This window comes from Erythrobacter sp. A6_0, assembly GCF_017744235.1.
Taxonomy (GTDB): Bacteria; Pseudomonadota; Alphaproteobacteria; order Sphingomonadales; family Sphingomonadaceae; genus Qipengyuania.
In genome coordinates, this window is the sequence record NZ_JAGHQR010000004.1 from 16,245 (window position 1) to 37,877 (window position 21,633).

Consider the following 21,633-nt stretch of genomic DNA (forward strand, 5'->3'; position numbering starts at 1 on the left):
GGAAAACAGAATGCCCGATACCCACAATTCCCGCCGCACCTTCGCGATCATCTCGCACCCTGACGCGGGCAAGACCACGCTGACCGAAAAGCTCCTGCTGACCGGTGGCGCGATCCATCTCGCCGGCCAGGTCAAGGCGCGCGGGGCGGCTCGCCGTGCGCGTTCGGACTGGATGAAGATCGAGCAACAGCGCGGGATTTCCGTGACCAGCTCGGTCATGACGTTCGAGCGTGACGGGATCACCTTCAACCTGCTCGACACGCCGGGGCACGAGGATTTCTCGGAAGACACTTATCGCACGCTGACCGCGGTCGATTCCGCCATCATGGTGATCGACGCGGCCAAGGGGATCGAGCCGCAGACGAGGAAGCTGTTCGAGGTGTGTCGCCTGCGCAGCGTGCCGATCATCACCTTCGTCAACAAGGTCGATCGCGAAGGGCGTCCGGTCTTCGAACTGCTCGACGAGATCGCGGACATGCTGGCATTGGACGTGAGCCCCCAGGCCTATCCGGTCGGGATGGGCGGCGAATTTCAGGGCGTGCTCGATTTTTCGACTGGCTGCGTCGCGCGGCCCGAGGGCCCGTCCAAGGAGTTCAAGGGCAAGCGCGATGCGGATGTCGACCTGCCAGAGAAAGTGGCCGAGAACGTCGAACTGGCGCAGATCGGCTATCCCGAATTCGACCTCGACGCCTATCGCAACGGCGATCTGACGCCGGTCTATTTCGGATCGGCGCTGAAGAATTTCGGCGTCACCGAGCTGATCGAGGCGATCGCCGAATTCGCACCCCCGCCGCGCCCCCAGCCTGCGGGCGAGGAGAAGATCGGGCCGGACCATGACGAGGTGACGGGTTTCATCTTCAAGGTTCAGGCCAATATGGACCCCAATCACCGCGACCGGATCGCCTTCATGCGGCAGGTGTCCGGCACGTTCAAACGCGGTATGAAGCTGACGCCTAGCGGCCTCGGCAAGCCGATCGCGGTGCATTCGCCGATCCTGTTCTTCGCGCAGGACCGCGAGCTGGCCGACACGGCGGAGCCGGGCGACATCATCGGTATTCCCAATCACGGCACTCTGCGCGTGGGCGACACGTTGAGCGAGACCAACACGGTCCGCTTCACCGGCCTGCCCAATTTCGCGCCGGAAATCCTGCGCCGCGTCCAGTTGAAAGATCCGACCAAGACCAAGCAATTGCGAAAGGCGCTCGACGATCTTTCGGAGGAGGGCGTGATCCAGGTCTTCTATCCCGAGATCGGCGCGCAGTGGATCGTCGGCGTGGTCGGCCAGTTGCAGCTGGACGTGCTCGTTTCTCGCCTGTCTGCGGAGTACAAGGTGGAGGCCGCGCTCGAAGCCGCGCCCTTCGCCACTGCGCGTTGGGTGTCGGGCGATGCCAAGGCGCTGGACCAGTTCGAAAGCTTCAATCGTGCCAATCTCGCCAAGGATCGCGACGGCGATCTGGTCTTCATGGCCAAGAGCCCATGGGACGTCGGCTATCAGGAAGAGAAGAATCCGGAGCTGAAATTCTCGGCGACGAAGGAGCGATAATCGGGCGAACGGGCTTGCGCAGCGGCGCGGAGGATTTCAAACCGCTGGCATGACTCTCACCGGACCCACCTCGCAGACCTTCGTCTCGCAGCGCCTGCGCCTCAATTACCTCGATTGGGGCAATCCCGAAAAACCGCTGCTGATGCTCGTCCATGGCGGGCGCGATCATGCGCGCAGCTGGGACTGGGTGGCGGAGGAATTGCGTGAGGACTGGCACGTCGTCGCCTTCGACCATCGCGGCCACGGCGATTCGGACTGGGTCAGCGATGGAAATTACAACGTGCAGGACATGGTCTACGACCTTGCCCAGCTCGTCCATCAACTTGGCGACGACGAAGTCACCATCGTCAGCCATTCGATGGGCGGCAATGTCGCGCTGCGTTATGCCGGGACGTTTCCCGACAAGGTCCGCAAGATCGTCGCCATCGAAGGGCTCGGTCCCAGTCCCAAGCGGCAGGAGGAGATGCGCGCCGATCCCTATCCCCAGCGCATGGCGGAATGGATCGAGAAGAAGCGCGCCGCCGCCGCCCGAACGCCCCGCAAATACGACAGCATCGAAGCTGCCTTCGCGCGGATGATCGAAGAGAACAGCTACCTCACCGAGGCGCAGGCCCGCCATCTGACGTTGCATGGGGTCACCCGCAACGAGGACGGAACCTATAGCTGGAAGTTCGATCCGCATCTGAATGTCTGGCATGTCGAGGATGTGGCGGACGAATTTCTCCACCAGACCTGGGCCGCGATCACCGCGCCGACCCTGCTGCTCTATGGTGCGGACAGCTGGGCTTCCAACCCGCAAGGCGATGGGCGGCTGGAGCATTTCGAAAATGCGAAAGTGATCGAATTCGAGAATGCCGGACACTGGCTGCACCACGACCAGTTCGACCGCTTCATGCAAACCTTGCGCGACTTCCTCTGAGCGCGTGAAGCTCACATTCGCCAGCTATAACGTCCACAAGGCCGTCGGCGTCGATCGGCGGCGGGATCCCGACCGGATCATTTCCGTGCTCCGCGAGATCGATGCCGACATCATCGCCTTGCAGGAAGCCGATCTACGGCTGGGCGATCGCGCCAGCGTGCTGCCCAAGGCCTTGCTGGACGATACGCCTTGGCGCGTGATCCCGGTGGCGAAGCGACCGCGCAGCATCGGCTGGCATGGCAACGCCCTGCTGGTGCGGCGCACCATGAAGGTGGAAAGCGGCGAGGCGCTCGACCTGCCGACACTGGAACCGCGCGGCGCGGCCTGCGGCCATATCGCAGTCGAGGGGCGGGCGATCCGCATCATCGGCACTCATCTGGACCTGTCCGGGCTGCGGCGGCGCGATCAGGTGCGCTCGCTGCTCAAATTCGTGCGCGAATGCGAGGGCGACTGCCCCACCGTGATTGCGGGCGATTTCAATCAATGGGGCCGCAGCACCGGCGCGATGCGCGAATTCGGCGACAGGTGGACGCTGATCACGCCGGGCGCGAGCTTTCCCAGCCGCAAGCCGATCGCCCGGCTCGACCGGCTGGTCGCTTCGGACCATTTTCGCGTGATCGAAAGCGGAACGCATCACACCGCGCTCTCGGCGGTCGCATCCGACCATTTGCCGATCACGGCGACACTGGAGCTGCCTAAGATTTAGGCACGAGCTTATTCGTTAAACAAAGGTTACCGAAGCGCGCAGTCGCAGTGTATTGTTATTGCGCGATTTCGGGGTTTGGCACGCGCTTTGCTGCACTTGCGAGAGCCGGGAACGGGCCCGGCCTCTAACAAGGGGGATGCGCGCCGTGAAATACATCATCGCCGTCATCAAGCCGTTCAAACTCGACGAGGTGCGCGAAGCTCTCGGAGCGATCGGTGTTGCTGGCATGACCGTTTCGGAAGTGAAGGGTTTCGGACGCCAGAAGGGCCAGACCGAAATCTATCGGGGGGCCGAATATTCGACCAACATGCTGCCGAAGGTGAAGCTGGAAATCGCCGCGAGCGACGATTTGGCGCCGCAGGTGGTGGAAGCCATCCAGCAGACCGCGAGCACCGAAGCGATCGGAGACGGCAAGATCTTCGTGCTCGACCTCGCCGCCGCAACGCGCATCCGCACCGGCGAAACGGGAGACACCGCGCTATGACCTGCGTCACGAACATGGGAGGCACCATGATCCGCACACCTTTCGTCCGTGCCGCTTCGATCGGCACTGCTCTTCTGGCCGGGGCATCCTCGGCCATCGCAACGGCGCAGGAAGCCGTTCAGGAAGCGGTTGACGGCGTCACCGGATCGCCCATCGCGGGCGCGACCGTGGAAGCCGCTGCGGCCGTTCCCAATCCGGGCAACAATGCCTGGATGATGACATCCACCATTCTGGTCCTGCTGATGATCCTGCCGGGCCTCGCGCTGTTTTACGGCGGCCTGACGCGGTCGAAGAACATGCTTTCGACGCTGACGCAGGTGGGCGCCACTGCCGCGCTCGCCATGCTGATCTGGGTGATGTGGGGCTATTCCACCGCCTTCGGCCCCGAAGGCAACGCCTTCTTCAGCTGGGGCAACGCCTTCCTCACCGGCACCACCGCCGACAGCACGGCGGCGACCTTCAGCGACGAAGTCATCAGCGAATACGTCTTCATCAGCTTCCAGATGACCTTCGCGGCTATCACCGCGGCCCTGATCCTGGGCGCCACGGCGGAGCGGATGAAGTTTTCCGCCATGATGGTGTTCGTGCCGATCTGGCTGACCATCGTCTATTTCCCGATCGCGCACATGGTGTGGGCGACCGGCGGTCTCCTGTTCGATGCAGGCGCGCTCGATTTCGCGGGCGGCACCGTGGTCCACATCAATGCCGGTGTTTCCGGCCTGGTGCTGGCCATGATGCTCGGCAAGCGTCGCGGCTATCCCGCCGAACCGATGCCGCCGCATAGCCTCGTGATGACCATGATCGGCACGGGTCTCCTCTGGGTGGGCTGGTTCGGCTTCAACGCCGGGTCGGAACTGGAAGCCGACGGTGTCGCCGGTCTCGCCATGATCAACACCTTCGTCGCCACGGCGGCAGGTGCACTGACCTGGATGGTGATCGAGAAGCTGGCCGGTCACAAGGGCAGCGCGCTCGGCTTCTGCTCGGGCGTGATCGCCGGTCTCGTCGCCGTGACCCCCGCTGCGGGCAATAGCGGCCCGTTCGGCGCGATCCTGCTCGGCATCGTGGCCTCGGCGGTGTGCTACTTCTTCGTCGCCAAGGTGAAAACCAAGTTCGGTTACGACGACAGCCTGGACGCTTTCGGCATTCACGGCATCGGCGGCGTGGTCGGCGCGATCGGCACCGGCATCGTGGTCCAGCCGTTCATTGGCGGTCCGGGCGATGGCGAAGTCGGCACGCTGGCGCAGGTCGTCATCCAGCTCGAAGGCGTGGTCGTCACCATCGTCTGGGCGGCAGTCGGTACCTTCATCGCCGGCATGATCGCCAAGCTCGTCACCGGTCTGCGCGTCTCGGAAGAAGACGAGGTCAACGGCCTCGACATCGCCGAGCACGGGGAGCGGGCCTACAACTGATCCTACCGAATTGGCGGGGCCGGGGGCTCTCTCTCCTCTCTCTCAAACCCCGACCCCGCCAACCGATGTTCCTCCTGCGAACATAAGACTAAGGCCGGAGCTCCCGAACGGAGTTCCGGCCTTTTTTTGTTGGGTTTAGTGTTTCGAACCCGCCTCCGCGGGTTCGTCCTCGGTGCTGTTCCTCCCTACGGTCGGGCACCTGTGGGGCGGGCGCGTGCCCTTGCGGTCCGCTCGTCGCGGACCGTTGCCGTTTAAACATCTCGGCTTGGTGGCGGAGCTCGGACCCGCAGGGTCCGCAAGGGCGACCGCCCGCCCGCAGCGCCGCAGGCGCGAGGATATCGCGAGCGCGGACGCGCTTGCGCAAAACACAACCTCAACGCTTGGCCCTGGTGCGCGCGCTATCGGTCTAGCGCCCGAAGCCGAGAGCGACCAATCTATCTCGCCATTCCCGCAGGCGTATCTACCCCAGCTCGTCCTTCACGAAGTCGGCGCATCTCTCCCCGATCATGATGCTCGGCGCATTGGTGTTGCCGCTGACCAGGCGCGGCATCACGCTGGCGTCCGCGACCCACAGCCCCCTGATCCCGCGCACCTTGAGCTTGGGGTCGACCACGCTGTCCTCGTCTGCGCCCATCCGGCAGGTGCCGACCGGGTGATAGACGGTATCGGCGCGGCTGCGGATCAAATCGTCGAGCGCGTCGTCGTCGTCGAGGTCGATGGGATAGCGATCCTTCGGCTCGAAAGCCTGCATCGCCGGTGCATCGACGATCCGGTGCGACAGGCGCACGCCTTTCCTCAGCACCGCCATGTCGCGATCATCGTCGAGGAAGTTGGGATCGATCACCGGCGCATCGGCCGCCCGTCGGCTGGCTAGCCGCACCGTGCCCCGGCTTTCGGGCCGCAACACGCAGGCATGAAGCGAGAAGCCATGCCCCTTCACCTTGGTGCGTCCGTGATCTTCCAGCATGGCGGGGACGAAATGCCACTGGACGTCGGGCGCGGGCGCATCCTCCATGACCGTCCAGAAACCACCCGCCTCGGCATAGGGCGTGGTCATGATCCCGGTGCGATGGCGGCGATGTTCGATCAGCGCCTTTGCCATGCGCATCGTGCCTTTCAGGCTGTCGCCGAAAAACCCGTCATCTTGGGTCTGCCAGCTCGAAACGTAGTCGATATGGTCCTGCAGATCCGATCCCACCGCGTTGCAGTCCCGTTGCACGGTTATTCCATGTTCGCTCAAGTGACCGCCCGGGCCCACGCCCGACAGCATCAGGATCTGCGGCGAATTGAACGCGCCCGCGCTCATCACCACGCCGCCGCGCGCGCGCACGGTGCGCTGGCGATCGCCCGCCGAATAGGTCACGCCGGTCGCGCGGTCGCCGTCGATCTCCACCTTCTGGACCGTCACGCCGATGCGGACATCCAGATTGCGGGACTTGCGCAGCGGCTCGACATAGCCGCGCGAGGCCGACCAGCGCTCGCCATCCTTCTGCGTGACCTGATAGATGCCGAAGCCCTGCTGGCGCTCGCCGTTGAAATCGGTGTTGCGCGGCAATTGCAGCTGCGTTGCCGCCTCGACGAAGGCGTGGCTGCCGGGATTGACCGCGCTCTGGTCGCTGACCCACAGCGGGCCGGACGCGCCGTGATAGGCGTCATCGCCGCGCACATTGTGTTCGGCGCGTTTGAAATAGGGGAGCACGTCATCATAGCTCCACCCGTCGCATCCCAAGGCCGCCCAATTGTCGTAATCGTAGCGATTGCCGCGGATATAGATCATCGCATTGATCGCCGACGATCCGCCAAGGCCCCTGCCGCGCGGCTGGTATCCCTGCCGCCCGTTGAGGCCTTTTTGCGGCACGGTTTCGTAGCGGTAATTGATCTTCGGCCCGGTGAAGGCGAGCATGGCGGGGGTCTTGACGCCGAACGTGTCGTTGCGCCCACCCGCTTCCAGCAGGCACACGCTGTATCCCGCTTCGGCCAACCGGCCTGCGACCGCGCATCCGCCGCTGCCGCCGCCCACCACGATGACGTCGAATTCGTCCATGCTCTCTCTCCCTTGGATCGGGAGGTTAGGTAGGCTTTCGCGTCTCGGCAATCGCGTTTTCGACTGCAACCTTGTTCGCGGCCTCGGATCGCGCGATCCAGTCTGCGCGGATCTGATCGGACGTCGCGCGGCTGCCGTCGTGGCTCCAGCCGGGTTCGCGCAGCAGATACGACAATTTGTGCCGCCAGGGTGCGCGCCATACGTCGTCGGCGATCCCGACCCATTCGTGGAAGACCGCCCAGACCAGATTGAAGCTGCCGAGCTGTTTCACGATGCCGTAGCGGATGCGCTCTTCGTCGCTCTCCGGTTCGAACGTGCCGAACAGTCTGTCCCACACGATGAAGACGCCTGCGTAATTGCGGTCGAGATAGCGCGGATTGGTGGCGTGGTGGACGCGGTGATGGCTGGGGGTGTTCATCACCGCTTCGAACCAGCGCGGCATTTTATCGATCGCTTCGGTGTGGATCCAGAACTGATAGATCAGATTGAAGCCCGCGCAGATCGCGATCATCCCGGGGTGAAATCCGATCAGCACCAGCGGCAGCTTGAAAGCGAAGCCCAGCGTCAGGAAACCGGTCCAGCTCTGGCGCAGCGCGGTCGAGAGATTGTAGTGCTGGCTGGAATGGTGATTGACGTGGCTGGCCCAGAACCAGCGCACCCGATGGCCGAAGCGGTGGACCCAGTAATAGGCCAGATCGTCGAGCACGAAGCACAGCGCGAAGGCCCACCAGCTCCAGGGGATGTCGAATGCACGAAACTGCCACGCCCACAGGAAGAGTGCGAGGAAGAGGCCGCCGGTCAGCAGCCCGGCCACCGTGCTGCCCAGCCCGAAGGCGAGGCTGGTGAGCGTGTCGCGCGGCTCGTACGCCTCACGCCGTTTGCGCCACGCCCAGATCATCTCGACGAGAACCAGAGCGATGAAGCCGGGCACGGCGAGTTCGGTGGGCGAGAAATCCGGCATCGTCGCGCGGTTATAGGCGCGCGATTGCGGCTCTCCAAGTTTCGGGATCGGCGATGGCGAGCCGCACCGCGCCGTAGCGCCGCTCGCCACAGTCCACGATAAGCGCTCCCTCCTCAATCCGGGCACTCGCCCTGGTGTCCAGCAGGCGCCCGGCAAAGTGAGCGCCGTGCTGGCGAATCAGGAGAAGGCGATCGTCGGCATCGCGCAGCAGGGCGGCGCCGCCTTCGCGATCGCGGGCCAAAGCGACGGGCTCGAATCCGTCCAGCGCCTCACGGCCCGCCTCGCGCGCTGCGTCGTCGCTATCCAGCCTGCGCTGCGGCCCTAGTTTGAGCGACCAGGCCAGGCCCGCGAGCAAGAGGATCGCGATGAGCGATCCGGCAAAACGCAGCAGGTCGGGCGAAAGTCCCACCGCTTGCGAAATCAGGAGCGGGCGCGGGCGGCGAGCTGGTCCATCGCGGGACGGACCGGCGAGACGTCATAGCCCGCCTCAGCCGCTTCGCCCGCCACTTCGTCGAGGTCGCGACCTTTATGGGCCTGAACGAGCGCCCAGAGCAGTGTCGAGCGAGTGCCGGTCCGGCAGAAACCGAGTACCGGTCCGTCTGCCGTGTCGAGCACGCTGGCCAGCGCTTCGACATCTTCCAGACCGAAGCCGTTCGGCCCGATCGGGATCGCAGTATAGGCAAGGCCCGCTTCGTCCGCCGCTGCACGGATCGCCTCGCCCGGCGGCTGGTCCGGCACCTCGCCATCCGGGCGATTGTTGACCACAGCCACCACGCCCGCCTGTTTCGCCTGCGCGATATCCGCAGGTTCGATCTGCCCTGCGGCCAGGAAGCCTCCGGCAATCGGTTTGAAGTCGCTCATGCGGAAATCTCCTGTGCGGCCCGCTGCTTCTGACGGCGGTTGCGCTGGACGATGTTGAGGATCTCGACTCCGACCGAAAAGCCCATGGCCGCGTAGATATAGCCCTTGGGCACATGGAAGCCGAACCCGTCGGCAATCAGCACCACGCCGATCATAACGAGGAAGGCGAGCGCCAGCATCACCAGCGTCGGGTTCTTCTCGATGAAGTTCGCCAGCGGATCGGCGGCCACCATCATGATGCCCACGGTGATGACCACGGCGGCGACCATGATCGGGATATCGTCGGTCATGCCCACGGCGGTCAGGATCGAATCGACCGAGAAGACGAGATCGATGGCGACGATCTGCGCGATCACCGTGCCGAAACTCGCCTTGACCGCATCGCCCACCGTGGGGGATTTGCCGGGCGTCTTGTCCAGCAGATCGCCCGAATCGTCTTCTGGCTCCATCGAGTGATGGATCTCCTTGGTCGCCTTCCACAGCAGGAACAGCCCCCCGACGAGCAGGATCAGATCGCGCCCGGAAAACGCGGTGTCGAAGCTCGGCTCCCCATATTCGTTCGGCGCGCCTCTGATGCCGAGATCGAATAGGGGCGTCTGCAAGGTCACCAGCCAGCCGATCAGCATCAGCATTCCGATTCGCATGATCAGCGCCAGCGAAAGCCCGATCCGCCGTGCGCGCTGCTGCTGGTGTTCGGGCAGCTTGTTCGACAGGATTGCGATGAAGATGAGATTGTCGATCCCCAGCACGACTTCGAGTGCGATGAGCGTGAGCAGGGCAAGCCAGGCGGCGGGATCGGAAAGAAGCGCGATAATGTCCATACCGTGCGAATGCCCGGCTTCGCTGAACAACGCAATCGCCAAGCGGCATGAGAGATAGGTTGCAATACTAGCCACGAAGATTGGCGAAAATGTCATAATGATGCGCCAATTTGTTCATCGGCGCTAAATCGTTCGCGTATCGTTCGAATTGTCGCTATGAGGGATTCGATAATGGGGCGGATTTGCCTTTTCGGGCATGGCCGCTGCGCGCCGGTTCGCATTCGCGGCCCTCGATCCGGCGCATTCACGACGGGGCGGCGCGACAAGGTATATGTTGAGTTATGGGTTACGATAAAGGCCGTCGACGGGGACGGGACAAGCGCGACGGCATCGGAGAAGATTACGATCCCTTCGGCGGACCTCCGGGCGGCGGCTTCGGCGGTGACGACCGGGGCGGCTACGGCGGCGGTGGCGGCGGCTATCGCGGCGGCGGTGGCGGCTATCGCGGTGGCGGAGGCGGCTTCGGCGGTGACGACCGGGGCGGCGGTGGCGGCTTCGGCGGCGGCGGCGGCGGTGGTGGTTTCCGCGGCGGTGGCGGTGGCGGTGGCGGCGGTGGTAACCGCATGCCCGCACAGGTCGTCGGCACCGGCAAGGGCACTGTAAAGTTCTTCAACGCACAGAAGGGTTTTGGCTTCATCCAGCAGGATGGCGGGGGCGAAGATATCTTCGTCCACATCAGCGCCGTCGAACGCGCCGGCCTCGAAGGTCTGGGCGAAGGGCAGGAGCTCGAATTCAACCTGGTCGATCGCGGCGGCAAGGTGTCCGCCCAGGATCTCCAGATCGTGGGCGACGTGGTGCCCGCCGGCAATGCCGGTGGCCCGCCCAAGCGCGATCTGACGGGTGAAAAGGCAACCGGTACGGTCAAGTTCTTCAACGCGATGAAGGGCTTCGGCTTCCTCACGCGGGATGACGGCCAGCCCGATGCGTTCGTTCACATCAGCGCCGTCGAGCGCTCCGGCCTTGCCGGGATCAACGAAGGCGAGCGCTACACGTTCGATCTCGAAGTGGACCGACGCGGCAAGTACTCGGCGGTCAACCTGGTCCCCGCTTCCGACTGAGGAGCGAGCCGGGACGGTCCCGCGCCCCCGTTTGACCGGGCAGGCGCGAGACCATAGAACGCCGAGCAAACGAGAATGGCGGTTCCTCTCGGGGGCCGCCATTTCTCGTTCGGGATGCTACCGAGCCATGAGAATTTCCGGAGATGCAAATGTCGATTTCGCCGCTGATGCCTGTCTATCCCCGTTGCGGTGTACGCCCGGTCCGGGGTGATAACTGCCATCTGATCGACGAGGATGGCACGCGCTATCTCGATTTCGCCAGCGGAATCGCGGTCAATCTGCTCGGCCATTCGCACCATGCGCTGATCGGTGCGATCCAGCGCCAAGCGGAAACGTTGATGCATGTCTCGAACCTCTATGGCAGTCCACAGGGCGAGAAGCTGGCCCAGACGCTCGTCGACAACACCTTTGCCGATACGGTCTTCTTCACCAATTCGGGCGCCGAGGCGGTTGAGACCGCCATCAAGACCGCGCGCGCCTATCATCAGCACGAAGACGGCGATTCGAATCGCACCGAGCTGATCACCTTCACCAACGCGTTCCACGGCCGCACCATGGCGACCATCAGCGCGTCCAATCAGGAAAAGATGCACAAGGGTTTCCAGCCTTTGCTGCCCGGCTTCGTCTATTGCGAGTTCGATGATCTCGAAGCGGCGAAGGCGTTGATCGGGCCGAAGACGGCTGGCTTCCTGGTCGAACCGATCCAAGGCGAGGGCGGCATCCGCCCGGCAAGCCGCGAATTCATGACCGGCCTGCGGGCCCTGTGCGACGAACATGATCTGATGCTGGTGCTGGACGAGGTCCAGTGCGGTGTCGCCCGCACCGGCAAGCTCTATGCGCACGAAGCCTACGGAATCGAGCCCGACGTTATGGCCAGCGCCAAGGGCATCGGCGGCGGCTTCCCGCTCGGCGCCTGTCTCGCCACCGAAAAGGCAGCCCGAGGGATGGTGTTCGGGACGCACGGATCGACCTATGGCGGCAATCCGCTGGGCATGGCGGCGGGCCAGGCGGTGATGGACACCGTCGCGAACGAGACATTCCTGTCCGAGGTGACCGCCAAGGGCGAGCGGCTGCGCAGCCGTCTCGAACAGTTCATCGGTAATTATCCCGATCTGTTCGATTGTGTGCGTGGCATGGGTCTGATGCTCGGCATCCGTATGAAGGTGGAGAGCCGCCCCTTCTTCGTCCACCTGCGCGACAATCACCAGCTGCTGACCGTGGCGGCGGGCGATCAGACGCTGCGCGTCCTGCCGCCGCTCGTGGCTGACGAAGCCGAGTTCGACGAATTTCTCGACAAGCTGTCGGCCGGCGCGGCGAGCTACGATCCGGAAGCTGCGGGATGACGAAGGAGCAGCCTCTCGATCTCGCGCCGACCGTGCGCAATCTCCTCGACCTGTCCGATGCGGGCGGCAATGCGATCGCGGCTATGATCGGCGACGCGATCGATCGGAAGGCTGCACGCGCAGGATGGCCCAAGGGCAAGGCTGACGCCGACGCTCCGCTGGCTGGCCATGTCCTGGGGATGATCTTCGAAAAAGCATCGACGCGCACGCGAGTCAGTTTCGACATCGGCATGCGCCAATTGGGCGGTTCGGCCCTGATCCTCGATGCCGGTACCAGCCAGTTGGGGCGAGGGGAAAGCATCGCCGATACCGCGCGCGTGCTGAGCCGCATGGTGGATGCGATCATGATCCGCACGGACGATCACGCCAAGGCCGAGGAGCTGGCGCATCATGCGCATGTCCCCGTCATCAACGGCCTCACCGATCGCTCGCACCCCTGCCAGATCGTCGCCGATCTGCTGACGCTGGTGGAGCATGGCAAGGCTCTGCCCGGTCTCGAACTCGCCTGGTTCGGAGACGGCAACAATGTGCTGCATTCGATTCTCGAAGCGGCGGGATTGATGAAGTTCAACGTACGCGTCGCGACGCCCCCAGGTTACGAGCCGGATGGCGAGTTCGTGGAAATGGCCCGTAATAGCGGGGCAACGATTACGCTCACTCAGGATGCCGAGGCGGCGGCGCGCGGGGCGGATGTCCTCGTGACCGACACTTGGGTTTCGATGGGTCAGGCCCATGCCGAGGATAAGCTCAAGGCGATGGAGCCGTTTCGCGTCGATGCCCGGCTGATGGAAGCGGCCAAGTCCGACGCGCTTTTCCTTCACTGCCTGCCTGCCCATGTCGGCGACGAAGTGAGCGAAGACGTGTTCGAAGGCTCGCAATCGGTGGTGTTCGACGAGGCGGAAAACCGTATCCACGCGCAGAAATCGATCCTGCGCTGGTGCTTCGGCCAGCTTTGAGCGCGGTTCTCGTGGCGGTCTTCTCAGCGGGCCGATCGGTCCCCATATGGCTGGAATGACGGAAAAGAAGACCGCCCCGCAATTGCCTGCCGAAAACCCGCTACCAGAAATATTTGCCGGGCAAGTGCTCGGCTTCATGATCCCTTCGCAGCATGCGCGCGGCCGCGCCGTGCGGCTCGATGCGGTGCTGGATGAAGTCCTCTCGGCGCATGACTATCCGCCGCCGATCACGCACCTTCTGGCCGAGGCGCTGGTGCTGATCGCACTGGTCGGATCGCTACTGAAGGACGAGGGCGCGCAAGTCACCATGCAGGCGCAGACACAAGCCGGGCCGGTGAGCCTGCTCGTGTGCGATTACAAGGATGGCGCCTTGCGCGGCTATGTCGATTTCGACGCAGATCGCCTCGTCGAACTGGGTGCGAATCCTTCGCTTTTCGCCTTGTTCGGGGCCGGATATCTGGCGCTCACCTTCGACCTGCCGGGCGAACAGGGGCGCTATCAAGGGATCGTTCCGCTCGAAGGCGATAGTCTGGCCGAAGCCTGCCAAAGCTATTTCGTCCAGTCCGAACAGGTGCCCACTCTGATCCGCGTGGCGATAGCCTCGGGATCGGATGGTTGCCGGGCCGCAGGCCTGCTGGTTCAGCACCTTCCGGACGGCGAGGAAGGGCGGGAGCGTCTGCACGTCCGCCTCGACCATCCCGAATGGGAGCACGTCGCAGTGATGGCGGGATCGATCCGGCACGAGGAATTGCTCGACACCGGTTTGTCGATGGACGCGATTGTCTGGCGGTTGTTCCACGAAGAGGATGCGGTGCGCGTCACGCGCGGTCCGCATCTCGTTCGTGGATGCCGCTGCACCAGCGACCATTATGAGAAGGTGCTGTCGCGCTTCTCCGAAAAGGATCGTCAGGAAATGCGCAATGAAGACGGGATCATTCTCGTCGATTGCGCATTCTGTTCGCGGAGCTTCCCGATCGCCGCCTGAAACGCTGGTCGACCCGCGAAGCCTTTTCATAGACCGAGAGGACAAACGGCACGATTTCACCTACAAGAGTAGGGTGGTCGCAGCTTGGAGAATGGCTATGGCCAAAACTGTTCGTAAATTGGGCGTCCTTGCGTCGATCCTCGTCGGCGTTTCGGCGAGCGTGATTGCATTCGCTCCGGCGACTGCGCAATCCTCGCTCCAGATGCTGTCGAAGCTCACGCCCGGCCTGTGGGAAATCCGTGGCCGCGAGGGCGATATGGCTCGTTCGATCTGCGTGCGCGACGGTAGCGAGCTGATCCAGATCCGCCATCGCGGCGCCGCCTGCAACCGGTTTGTCGTGGAGGACGGCGCGAACGAGGTGACGGTGCAGTACACCTGCCGCGGCGACGGCTATGGCCGGACGCATATCCGGCGCGAGACCGCCACTCTGGCGCAGATCGACGGTCAGGGCATTGCAGGCGGAAAGCCATTTCAGTTTGCCGCCGAAGCGCGCCGTGTCGGCTCCTGTCGCTGATACTTGAAGCGCCGTCCCGAGCGGCGTAGCGCCGCCCCTATGGCCAACACTCCTTCGACCACCGCTCCTCCCGCCGTAATTCTGTTGTCGGGCGGCCTCGACTCCATGGTCGTCGCCGCTCTGGCGCGCGAGCAGGGCTTTGCGGTGCACGCGCTCAGCGTCGATTACGGACAACGGCACCGGCGCGAGCTCGAATCAGCGCGTGATATCGCACGGCGGCTGGGCGTCGCTCGGCATGTCGTGCTGCCCCTCGATCTGCGTCAGTTCGGGGGCTCGGCGCTCACCGACGATATCGACGTTCCGAAATCGGGTGTCGAGGAGGGGGCGATCCCGGTTACTTACGTACCAGCCCGCAATCTCGTCTTTCTCGCGCTGACGACGGCCTTTGCCGAGGCGAGCCATGCGCGGGATATCTTCATCGGCGTCAATGCGCTCGATTATTCGGGCTACCCCGATTGCCGCCCTGAATTCATCGCCAGCTTCGCCGAAACCGCGCGGCTCGGGACGAAGCAGGGCGTCGAGGGGGAGCCTTTCACCATTCATGCGCCGCTGCAATTCCTGACCAAGTCCGACATTGCGAGCGAATGCCACAGGCTGGGCCTCGATCCGGCGTGGAGCTGGTCGTGCTACGATCCGGCGCCTTCGGGGATCGCCTGCGGCGTCTGCGATTCCTGCAGACTACGGCGAAAAGGCTTTGCCGAAGCGGGGGTTGTCGATACCACTCCCTATCAAGAGGATAATTCGGGTTAGGGAGAGAAGGCTTGAGCAAGATCGACGATGTCGTGCGTCCGGAGAAGACACCGATCGATCCGAACGCGAAGGTGCCCGCATATAGCTGGTATGCCCTCGGCGTCCTGGTGCTGGTCTATGTCCTGAATTTCATCGACCGGCAGATCCTCTCGATCCTGGCTAACGACATCAAGGCCGACCTCGGAGTCGAAGACGACTATCTAGGCTTTTTGTATGGAACGGCGTTCGCTGTCTTCTATGCGCTTTTCGGTATTCCGCTCGGCAAGCTGGCCGATAGCTGGAAGCGCGTTCGTCTGATGAGCATCGGCCTCGCCTTGTGGTCCACGATGACCGCGCTGTCCGGTTTCGCCAAGAATGCCTCCACGCTCACCGTGGCACGGATCGGGGTCGGTGTGGGTGAAGCGACGGCCAGTCCGTCGGCCTATTCGTTGATCTCGGACTGGTTCCCAGCCCGCCTGCGCGCCACCGCGCTGGCGATCTATTCCTCCGGCCTTTACATCGGCGGCGGAATCTCGCTGCTGATCGGAGGGCTGATCGTCGAAAACTGGAATGCGGCCTATCCCGGCGGCGGGCCTTACGGCATCGTCGGTTGGCAGGCTGCTTTCCTGAGCGTTGGTATTCCCGGCCTTCTTCTGGCGCTTTGGGTGCTGACCTTGAAAGAGCCGGTTCGCGGCGCGATCGACGGTTTGGAGACGCCAGAAGATCCCGAACCCTTCCGCGGTTTCCTGCGCGAGCTTTTCCAGGTGATCCCGCCCTTCACGATCTTCGGCGCCGCTGCGCGCGGCAGCCGGGCGCTGTTCATCAACCTCGCGGGCCTCGCTGGTTTCGCGATTCTGGCGTTGGTGCTGACCCAGCTCGTTCCCGCCAGTTCCACGCTGATGAATTTCCTCGGCGCCCCCGGCCTCGTATCGGATCAATGGTTGTTTCTCGGGGTCGGCTATTACGCTGTGTTCAGCTGGGCAATGGGCCTCAAGGCGCGCGATCTTCCGACTTTCTCGCTGACCTGGGGATCGCCAGCCTTCCTGTGCGTGGTGCTGGGCTATGGGATGGTGGCATTCATGGCTTACTCCGCTTCTTACTGGGGCGCGCCCTATGCGGAGCGGGCGCTCGGTGCGGCGAAGTCCGATCTTGGTTGGTTCCTCGGCGCTCCGGCAGCAGTCGCCGGTTTTCTTGGCGTCATCCTGGGCGGTCGCATGGCCGATTTCCTGCTCGAACGGCGGCCTGCCGGGAGGATCTGGGTCGTGCTTTTCGGTCTGATTGTGCCGCTGCCCTTCGTGGCTATCGCCTTCACGACCGATAACGTCACGATCTTTTATATCTTCAGCTTCATCGGCAATCTGCTGATTGCATCGGCGCTTGGCGCCGCAGCCGCTTCAAGCCAGGCGCTGGTCCTGCCGCGGATGAGAGGTATGGCGACGGCGATCTTTTTCCTGGCCACCACGCTCGTCGGTCTCGGGCTCGGACCCTTCATGGCCGGATACGTATCGGCAGCGAACGGTGACAATCTTTCGCTCGGTGTCCTGTCGACCTTCGTAGCGGTACCTTTCGGGCTCGCGCTCCTGTTCACCGCCCTGAAGCTGGTTCCGGAGGCGGGTGCCAGCGTGGTCGAGCGTGCACGCGAAGCGGGCGAGGCGGTCTGAATACCCCTCGCCCGAACATTTCGCTTTAGGAAGGTCCTCTGACGATTAGCTGCGGACGAGCACACCGCAGGCCTCGCGCGAGCCGGCATCGCCCGATGGATCGGTGCGATAATCGTCCGGTCCGGAATGGATCATCACTGCCGTGCCGTCAGCGTCGAAGATCTGTGCCAGCGTGTCGTTGCGCACATCGGGCACCTCGACAGTCGCCGTGACCATTCCGTCCGCGCCTACCTGAAGGTTGGTCATATCGCCGAGATGCGGACCTTGGGGATCGAGCCGTCCGTGACTGCGATTGCCGGGATTGAGATGACCGCCCGCGCTTGTGAAGTCCGGTGCCTCGCAGCGGCCGGTTGTGTGTAGGTGGAAGCCTTTCGCGCCGGGTTGCAGGCCCATGCCGCGGATCGCAACCGCGAAGTCGTCACCGTCGCGCATCAGCGTAGCAGTTCCGGCAGAAGCGCCGTTGGCAAGCATCAGATTGGCGACGCCGAGCGTTTCGCCAACCATTTCGTTTCCATCCGACATGGTGGTGCAGGCCGCCGTACCGGCCAGAAGGGCAACAGTGCCCGTAAGTGCGAGGAACGGTTTCAGGGTCATAAAGAGTGCTCCGATAGGAAGGTTGGGATGGCGCGATAAGCGCATTCACAGTGGAGCAACGAAAAAGGGGCCGGATTGCTCCGGCCCCTCAATCATTTCAACGCTAGGCGTTGGGCTTACATGCCCGAACCCGGACCGTAGGTGATTTCCACACGACGGTTTTGCAGTTCGCGGACGCCGTCGGCGGTCGGAACGCGCAAGTTCGTTTCACCGAAGCCTTCGCTGGTGATGCGGCCACCCGGGACGCCACGCGCCGTCAGGTAATCGCGGACCGAAGCGTTACGACGCTCGGACAAGCCGACGTTGTACTGTGCCGAGCCCGAGGTGTCGGTGTAGCCGGCGAGCATGACCGAAGCCATGCCGCAATTGGCGTAGGCCGAAACCGCGTTGTCCAGAATGGACGCTGCTTCCGGAGTGATGTCCGACTTGTCCCAGTTGAAGAAGACGATGTACGGACCCGATTCACAAGCCGGAGCCGGCGGCGGCGGGGGAGGCGGCGGCGGAGCCACGACGTCCGGCGCACCGAAGTTGTAGGTCAGCGTACCCATCAGCGAGTGCGAACGGACGTCTTCCTGGAAAGAACGGCCAAGCGCATCGGTCAGAAGGACGTTTTCCGCATTGAACAGGCGATACTTCAGGCCGACGTCGATATTGTCGGTCAGCGGAGCGCGAACGCCGGCAAGGATCTGCCATGCGAAGTCGGTGTCCGAATCGTCGATACCGGCGGGGCCGCTCTGCGTGATGCGAGCTTCGAGACCCGTGCGGGCTACGCCAACACCACCGCCGACAAAGCCCTGAAGGCCATCATCGGGACCGAAATCGGCAAGGCCGTTCACCATGAACGCGAGCGAATCGATCTGGCCGCTGGCGGGATAGACGCCCGAACCGGCGCGAATGTTCGAAGCGAGGAAGCCCGTGTTACCGACAGTAACCTGGTCGATATTGGCTTCGGCATAGCGCGCTTCGGCTTCGATGCGAACCGGACCGAAATCGTAGCCGACGAAACCACCGGCATCGAAGCCGTAGTCGTAATCGACACTGGCGACGTCTCCGGTCGCACCGATGTCGAAAGTCGTATCTTCGACGATCATCGGACCTGCTTCCACGCCGACGTACCAAGCGCCGTCACGTGCAAGGGCAGGCGAAGCAAGGGCCGTAGAGGCCATCGCCATTCCTATGACGAGTTTCCGCATTATAAATTCCCCTTATTGCGAATTAGAGCCACCGAGTGGCGGGTTCTGTAACTTTTCCCCTCACGGGTGGCAAGCCGGACGTAGGCGTGAACTGTTGCAAGATAGTCGCTAAACTGCGCCATTGTCTTTTAATTCAGGCGGGATGTCCGTCTCGATAGCTGCAAACGAGCCCCCCCATTTCAAGTTCCCTTAATTCGCGGGAAGAATACCGAGAGCCCGAAGACTTTCCAGAAGTGTTGCAATAGCGCCACGCGCTTCGTCGTCGACAACCGCCCCCCCGGCTGGGTCGGGGATCGGGGGCGAAAGGCTCCAGCCGCCCCGCCAAATGCGGATGGTTTCTTGTTCCCGATCGAAAATCCGCATCCCTTCGTAAGGAACCTGGAATTCCCAGTGCGTATCCTGCGAGATCGCGAGAGAGCCCTCCTGACCGGTCCATTCCGCGCTGGCTGGGTCGGCGACGAGAAACGTATCGCCCGCCGCATGGGTCGCGGGAGGAGCCGAAAGGGTAGAGGTAATGACTGGCTGGGCAAGCGCATCGAGCCGCGCGAGCGCTTCGTTCACGAACACTTCCTTCTGAGCCTGGCCGGGATAGAGAAGCGGCAGGGAATGGCGCGGCGTACGCACGCCGAGCGCGATGGGATCGGTCATGGGGGAATCCTCTTCGAAGTGAAATCAGGAAAGGGTGGTCAGCGCGAGCGGCACGGAACGGGCATGGGTACCGACCTGGCGAACCCAGACCACGCTTTCCGGCGCTGACGTCGCGAGGGCGGAGCGCTCCGATCCGGAGATCGCGAGCGACGGCGTGGATGTCTGCCAAAGAGCCTTTGGTGCTGCGACCGGGCCGACGCCGACCTCGTAGAGCTCGTCTTTGTCGATGAGCGGACCCTCTCCCCCGTCATTCCAGCGCCAGCCCCCCTGGATGCGGCGTGTCCACGCCAGCGACAACGTCCCGTCCGCCGCCATCGTCACGCGCGGATGCACGGGCGACGGGGGTGCGGCAGCCGATCCGCGGGCGCGGATGGAAGCGTAGACCGGCTCGTCTTCGGCTGTGCCGATTGCGGCGATCCGATCGACGGATAGCGTGTGTTGAGGATCCAACGCCAGAATACGCTCGTCGAGCAGCGCCATTCGAGCGCCGACCGCATGGCCGTCCCGCGCCGCGTGTTCGGTCCCAAGCCGACCGCGCAGTAGCCCAGTAAGCGCCCATCGCCGGGGTCCGATCTGCTCCGCGTGGACGAATTGCAGGACTTCCTCGCCAAGCATAAGCCGATTCGCGCCCAAGGCGACGGCCTCCATGGTGGCGGAATTGAGCTGCATGTCTTCACTCGCGAGATCGAGCACGAGCGGTGCGCCCGTTTCCATCATCAACGCCGGTGAGCCGCGTAACGGTTCTGCGAGGCTTCCAACGATGGCGCGCAGGCTCGAACTCGGGCCGAGCGACTTAAGAGCGCCGCCGCTTTCGGCGTAGAGTGCCGCACCCGCCCAGCGGCCCTCGCTCGCGCTGACGGCCGCATGGACGGTTCCGATATCGGGTGCGCCGTAACCGTCCCACGGCAGTTCGAAAGCCTCGAGCAGAGTTGCGCCCGCACCCCGATCGGGCGGCGACCAGGGCAGGCCCTGGCTGGCGGGCGCGGGAAGCTGTGCTTGCGTAAAAGCGAGGCGATGCAGTTCGAGTTCGACGCCTTTCTCGCGCCATTCCCAGGCGACGACGCTCCAGACCCCCGCACGACCGGGGATGCGGACGCGGGCACCCGGCATAAGCGATGGATCGAGCTCCGCAAGGCGCACGAAGTGACGCGAGCGTCGCTCGTCCTCCCGGCGCTGGATCGTCCGACCGAGCTGGCGCGCGCCTTCGGCAAAGGTGGCGATCGGCAGATCGATCAGATCGTGGCCGGTCCTTTCGGGCCGGGCGATGGCGCGCTGGACACCGGGAAGGTAATCGCGCTCGACATCGTAATAGCGAACCCCGGCGAAGCGCGTTGGCGAAGGCGCCGCGCTTTCGCTGCGAACACCGCCCTGCGCCGCAAATTCGCCATCGGCCCAGTCTGCGAAGGGGCCGAGGTCGCGTGCGGTCTCGGGCGGAGGCGGCGCGTCGAGCCGCAATCCATCCGGCGATGCGACGGGCACCATCGGCACGACCGTATCGAGGAAAGCGAGCGTCTGGATCGGCGCTTCGCCCATCTGCGTGAACCCTTCGATCTGCGGCAGCATCAGCGCAGGGTCCGCCGCGATGCCGGCCTCGCGCGCCAGCACGCCGACTGTTGCCGCGCCACTCCCGGCGAACACTTCGTAACTCAGCGCCGGAATGCGGTTGCCGAAATCGGCGAGCTGGAGGTCTTCGAACACCAGATAGGCGATGCCGCGAAAGGCGGGGCACTGCGCGCCGAGCGCTGCCTGCATCAGGGGGTCCGGCAGCTGATCGCCATGGCCATGATGGATGCGCAATTGGCCGCCGGTCTTGAGATCGCCCGCCGCCCCGCGCAGCAGGTTTCCATCCGCCCAGATGCGCCCGACCGCGTCGATGGGGTGACAGGCGAGCGCCACTGCGAAGCTGGTCGAATAGGAATAGGTCGTGGTCTTGGGTCTACCCTTGCCGCCGCTCGTCTCGCCATGCTCCTTCAGGTCGGTCGCCCAGATGATCGTGCCCGCCGTGCGCATTCGCCCGACATGGCGCGGGATCGGCTGGCCATAGCTGGAGGTGGTGACCTTCAATTCGTCGAGCCGCGGCCCTTCGCGTTTGGGGCTGCCGATGATCGCGCCGTCGATCTGCCGCCCGGCCAGCGCGCCGAGGGCGCCACCGAGCGGACCGCCGACCAGAGTGCCGACGGCGCCGAGGACCAGAGTTGCCATGG

Annotated in this window: 21 protein-coding genes; 12 read left to right on the plus strand and 9 right to left on the minus strand. The window is 63.9% G+C overall.

The genetic code is table 11. From position 1 onward, the window contains the following. Positions 1-10 precede the first annotated feature (10 nt). From J7347_RS11220 to J7347_RS11240, 5 genes are all read left to right on the plus strand, one after another. On the plus strand, positions 11-1,543 hold the full coding sequence (locus tag J7347_RS11220; RefSeq protein WP_067681516.1) for a peptide chain release factor 3: 1,533 nt from the start codon (positions 11-13) through the stop codon (positions 1,541-1,543). Between the two features lie 49 nt (positions 1,544-1,592). After that, a complete protein-coding gene (locus J7347_RS11225; RefSeq protein ID WP_067681513.1) occupies positions 1,593-2,462 on the plus strand; it encodes an alpha/beta hydrolase in 870 nt (289 codons plus the stop codon). A gap of 4 nt (positions 2,463-2,466) precedes the next feature. Then, positions 2,467-3,168: an endonuclease/exonuclease/phosphatase family protein gene (locus tag J7347_RS11230; protein WP_209162169.1), complete on the plus strand. Its 702-nt coding sequence runs from the start codon at positions 2,467-2,469 to the stop codon at positions 3,166-3,168. Between the two features lie 145 nt (positions 3,169-3,313). Further along, the gene (locus tag J7347_RS11235; protein WP_209162171.1) at positions 3,314-3,652 is read left to right on the plus strand and encodes a P-II family nitrogen regulator; all 339 of its coding nucleotides are present in this window, start codon (positions 3,314-3,316) and stop codon (positions 3,650-3,652) included. A 26-nt stretch (positions 3,653-3,678) separates the two neighbouring features. Further along, positions 3,679-5,061, plus strand: a complete 1,383-nt coding sequence (locus J7347_RS11240; protein WP_209162173.1) for an ammonium transporter — start codon at positions 3,679-3,681, stop codon at positions 5,059-5,061. Positions 5,062-5,521: 460 nt separating this feature from the next. Here the strand turns inward: J7347_RS11240 and J7347_RS11245 are convergent, their stop codons facing one another. From J7347_RS11245 to J7347_RS11265, 5 genes are read right to left on the minus strand one after another with little or no spacing between them, the layout of a single operon-like run. After that, positions 5,522-7,105, minus strand: a complete 1,584-nt coding sequence (locus tag J7347_RS11245; protein WP_209162175.1) for a GMC family oxidoreductase N-terminal domain-containing protein — start codon at positions 7,103-7,105, stop codon at positions 5,522-5,524. Between the two features lie 25 nt (positions 7,106-7,130). Then, positions 7,131-8,066: a sterol desaturase family protein gene (locus J7347_RS11250; RefSeq protein ID WP_209162177.1), complete on the minus strand. Its 936-nt coding sequence runs from the start codon at positions 8,064-8,066 to the stop codon at positions 7,131-7,133. 10 nt (positions 8,067-8,076) lie between these two features. After that, the gene (locus tag J7347_RS11255; protein WP_209162179.1) at positions 8,077-8,475 is read right to left on the minus strand and encodes a hypothetical protein; all 399 of its coding nucleotides are present in this window, start codon (positions 8,473-8,475) and stop codon (positions 8,077-8,079) included. Positions 8,476-8,486: 11 nt separating this feature from the next. Then, entirely contained in the window at positions 8,487-8,927 is a 441-nt protein-coding gene (locus J7347_RS11260) for a TIGR01244 family sulfur transferase (RefSeq protein WP_209162181.1), read from the minus strand. Next, positions 8,924-9,748, minus strand: a complete 825-nt coding sequence (locus tag J7347_RS11265; protein ID WP_209162183.1) for a TerC family protein — start codon at positions 9,746-9,748, stop codon at positions 8,924-8,926. Before J7347_RS11265 ends, J7347_RS11260 begins: the two co-directional genes overlap by 4 nt. A gap of 281 nt (positions 9,749-10,029) precedes the next feature. On the opposite strand from J7347_RS11265, the gene J7347_RS13450 reads away from it, so the two are divergent. From J7347_RS13450 to J7347_RS11300, 7 genes are all read left to right on the plus strand, one after another. Then, positions 10,030-10,806: a cold-shock protein gene (locus J7347_RS13450; RefSeq protein ID WP_209162191.1), complete on the plus strand. Its 777-nt coding sequence runs from the start codon at positions 10,030-10,032 to the stop codon at positions 10,804-10,806. A 149-nt stretch (positions 10,807-10,955) separates the two neighbouring features. Further along, a complete protein-coding gene (locus J7347_RS11275) occupies positions 10,956-12,149 on the plus strand; it encodes an aspartate aminotransferase family protein (protein ID WP_209162193.1) in 1,194 nt (397 codons plus the stop codon). Continuing rightward, positions 12,146-13,105 (plus strand): ornithine carbamoyltransferase, encoded by a 960-nt coding sequence (gene argF / locus J7347_RS11280; RefSeq protein ID WP_209162195.1) that lies wholly within the window; start codon positions 12,146-12,148, stop codon positions 13,103-13,105. Before J7347_RS11275 ends, argF begins: the two co-directional genes overlap by 4 nt. 55 nt (positions 13,106-13,160) lie before the next feature. Beyond that, the gene (locus J7347_RS11285) at positions 13,161-14,090 is read left to right on the plus strand and encodes an Hsp33 family molecular chaperone HslO (RefSeq protein ID WP_209162197.1); all 930 of its coding nucleotides are present in this window, start codon (positions 13,161-13,163) and stop codon (positions 14,088-14,090) included. A 97-nt stretch (positions 14,091-14,187) separates the two neighbouring features. After that, entirely contained in the window at positions 14,188-14,604 is a 417-nt protein-coding gene (locus J7347_RS11290) for a DUF3617 family protein (RefSeq protein ID WP_245174052.1), read from the plus strand. 39 nt (positions 14,605-14,643) lie between these two features. Then, entirely contained in the window at positions 14,644-15,354 is a 711-nt protein-coding gene (gene queC, locus J7347_RS11295; RefSeq protein WP_209162201.1) for a 7-cyano-7-deazaguanine synthase QueC, read from the plus strand. A gap of 20 nt (positions 15,355-15,374) precedes the next feature. Then, on the plus strand, positions 15,375-16,994 hold the full coding sequence (locus J7347_RS11300; RefSeq protein WP_233999418.1) for an MFS transporter: 1,620 nt from the start codon (positions 15,375-15,377) through the stop codon (positions 16,992-16,994). Between the two features lie 45 nt (positions 16,995-17,039). Here J7347_RS11300 and J7347_RS11305 read toward each other — a convergent pair whose 3' ends face one another. The 4 genes from J7347_RS11305 to J7347_RS11320 all read right to left on the minus strand — a co-directional run bounded on the left by J7347_RS11305 (position 17,040) and on the right by J7347_RS11320 (position 21,631). Beyond that, positions 17,040-17,588 carry a superoxide dismutase family protein gene (locus tag J7347_RS11305; RefSeq protein WP_209162203.1) on the minus strand — a complete coding sequence of 183 codons (549 nt, stop codon included), beginning with the start codon at positions 17,586-17,588 and terminating at the stop codon, positions 17,040-17,042. Between the two features lie 116 nt (positions 17,589-17,704). After that, positions 17,705-18,781 carry an OmpA family protein gene (locus tag J7347_RS11310; RefSeq protein ID WP_209162205.1) on the minus strand — a complete coding sequence of 359 codons (1,077 nt, stop codon included), beginning with the start codon at positions 18,779-18,781 and terminating at the stop codon, positions 17,705-17,707. Between the two features lie 189 nt (positions 18,782-18,970). Further along, positions 18,971-19,429, minus strand: coding sequence for a DUF2793 domain-containing protein (locus J7347_RS11315; RefSeq protein WP_209162208.1), 459 nt, complete (start codon positions 19,427-19,429; stop codon positions 18,971-18,973). Positions 19,430-19,453: 24 nt separating this feature from the next. Continuing rightward, on the minus strand, positions 19,454-21,631 hold the full coding sequence (locus J7347_RS11320; protein WP_209162210.1) for a phage tail protein: 2,178 nt from the start codon (positions 21,629-21,631) through the stop codon (positions 19,454-19,456). Between the last annotated feature and the right edge of the window lie 2 nt (positions 21,632-21,633).

Excerpts from the sequence above, each read along its gene's own strand:
- J7347_RS13450 (WP_209162191.1), top strand. The coding sequence starts at position 10,030 with ATGGGTTACGATAAAGGCCGTCGACGGGGACGGGACAAGCGCGACGGC.
- J7347_RS11250 (WP_209162177.1), bottom strand. The coding sequence starts at position 8,066 with ATGCCGGATTTCTCGCCCACCGAACTCGCCGTGCCCGGCTTCATCGCT.
- J7347_RS11310 (WP_209162205.1), bottom strand. The coding sequence starts at position 18,781 with ATGCGGAAACTCGTCATAGGAATGGCGATGGCCTCTACGGCCCTTGCT.
- J7347_RS11305 (WP_209162203.1), bottom strand. The coding sequence starts at position 17,588 with ATGACCCTGAAACCGTTCCTCGCACTTACGGGCACTGTTGCCCTTCTG.
- J7347_RS11245 (WP_209162175.1), bottom strand. The coding sequence starts at position 7,105 with ATGGACGAATTCGACGTCATCGTGGTGGGCGGCGGCAGCGGCGGATGC.
- J7347_RS11290 (WP_245174052.1), top strand. The coding sequence starts at position 14,188 with ATGGCCAAAACTGTTCGTAAATTGGGCGTCCTTGCGTCGATCCTCGTC.
- J7347_RS11240 (WP_209162173.1), top strand. The coding sequence starts at position 3,679 with ATGATCCGCACACCTTTCGTCCGTGCCGCTTCGATCGGCACTGCTCTT.
- J7347_RS11320 (WP_209162210.1), bottom strand. The coding sequence starts at position 21,631 with ATGGCAACTCTGGTCCTCGGCGCCGTCGGCACTCTGGTCGGCGGTCCG.
- J7347_RS11260 (WP_209162181.1), bottom strand. The coding sequence starts at position 8,927 with ATGAGCGACTTCAAACCGATTGCCGGAGGCTTCCTGGCCGCAGGGCAG.
- J7347_RS11315 (WP_209162208.1), bottom strand. The coding sequence starts at position 19,429 with ATGACCGATCCCATCGCGCTCGGCGTGCGTACGCCGCGCCATTCCCTG.
- queC (WP_209162201.1), top strand. The coding sequence starts at position 14,644 with ATGGCCAACACTCCTTCGACCACCGCTCCTCCCGCCGTAATTCTGTTG.
- J7347_RS11285 (WP_209162197.1), top strand. The coding sequence starts at position 13,161 with ATGACGGAAAAGAAGACCGCCCCGCAATTGCCTGCCGAAAACCCGCTA.
- J7347_RS11265 (WP_209162183.1), bottom strand. The coding sequence starts at position 9,748 with ATGGACATTATCGCGCTTCTTTCCGATCCCGCCGCCTGGCTTGCCCTG.
- J7347_RS11275 (WP_209162193.1), top strand. The coding sequence starts at position 10,956 with ATGTCGATTTCGCCGCTGATGCCTGTCTATCCCCGTTGCGGTGTACGC.
- J7347_RS11220 (WP_067681516.1), top strand. The coding sequence starts at position 11 with ATGCCCGATACCCACAATTCCCGCCGCACCTTCGCGATCATCTCGCAC.
- argF (WP_209162195.1), top strand. The coding sequence starts at position 12,146 with ATGACGAAGGAGCAGCCTCTCGATCTCGCGCCGACCGTGCGCAATCTC.
- J7347_RS11225 (WP_067681513.1), top strand. The coding sequence starts at position 1,593 with ATGACTCTCACCGGACCCACCTCGCAGACCTTCGTCTCGCAGCGCCTG.